General features: G+C 44.3%; 1 protein-coding gene. It reads right to left on the bottom strand.

Annotated elements, in window-relative coordinates:
• The coding region (locus GRP75_RS27080) for a stalk domain-containing protein (RefSeq protein WP_160790904.1) at positions 1-1,076 on the bottom strand (1,076 nt) is incomplete at its 3' end.
• Between the last annotated feature and the right edge of the window lie 275 nt (positions 1,077-1,351).

Below are 1,351 nucleotides of genomic sequence, written 5' to 3'. Positions count from 1 at the left end.
CTTTCTACTTTCAGAGCCATAGCTAAGTTGAAGGTCTTTTCATAATTTTTTCTTGAAACACCAACTGCTCCAGAATCTTTTGCTCCATGGCCAGCATCAATAACAACGACCTTTTTACCATTGCTGTTAGTTGGTGATGTCTGCGTGTCATCCGGCTGTGAGCCATCTGGTAACGTTGCGTCTGGCGTGGTATTCACAGAATCTTTGGAAGCCAGATCGACGATAACACGATTCGAACCATCATTATATGCGGTATAATTCATGGCATGCTTCAAATCAATAACAACGCGCACCGTTGAAGGTTCCTTTTGGAATAAAGCATAACGGATACCGGACACATCCGCTTCATTCTCAATGTCCAGCGAACCATTTAAGTTGCTATCCAGCTTTTGCTGCTCTCCGAAATTGTCAGCAAACGCAGTCGCTGGCAAATCCACCACTACCCGATCAGGGCCTGCCATCGTAAACGCTTTCGGCTTGACGGCACTGGCTGTTGTGATGGTTAAACGGTTTTGGCTGAAACTAACTCCCTGCACCTGTGTAACACCTGAGTTCGCATTATTCGTTGGTGCAGTAACACTACCAGTACCTGTACTGTTATTTCCGGACTTGGGAGGTGTAAATTCCCCGTTTCCAGACCCGCTACTGCGGGTATATAATTTTACGGACTTGGAGCTGCTGTCCCATTTTACGTCCAGTCCCATTTGCTCGCCGATAAAACGAAGCGGTACAAGGGCATAATTGGAACGCAGCAGAGGCGAAGCATCCAGACTAATGTCGCTTCCATTGACAGTCGCCGTCTTACTTCCGATTATCATTCGGATCGAGGTACTGTCTTTCTCAATCGTTATGGTTCGCGCCTGCTGCTTCCATGTCACGTCATATCCCAAATTTTCAGAAATTACGCGTAGCGGGACCATTGTACTTCCGCCAATTACTTGTGCCTTAGCACCACTAGGGACACTTAACTGTTGATCGTCGAGATAGATTTGTGTTCCACTCGCAGCCGCATGTCCATAACCCGGAACCGCCCACATGAAGACAAATAATAACAACAAAAAACCAAATTTCTTCATTCGTCACCCTTCCATTCATAATTTTTTTGCCACATGCTCCGGTGCGGCGACCTGATATACGCGCTTATGTAATATCAGACAACCTTATAGACGTTATCTCACACCAAAAGTTGCGAATATATTCCATCATAACAGAAATATACGTGCCAAAGAACTATTTTTGTCGAATTTTGACTAAAAATATAGATCATTCGCTTTCCGTCAAAAGTCACAGCCAAAAAAACTAAAAAAGCTACTTTCACACCCATGAATTTTCATTAAAAGGTGGAAAGTAG

Origin of the sequence: Paenibacillus sp. OT2-17, assembly GCF_009827695.1 — a bacterium.
Taxonomy (GTDB): domain Bacteria; phylum Bacillota; class Bacilli; order Paenibacillales; family Paenibacillaceae; genus Paenibacillus; species Paenibacillus polymyxa_B.
The sequence above is the reverse complement of the archived record's forward strand: the minus strand, read 5'-3'. Positions and strand labels throughout refer to the sequence as shown.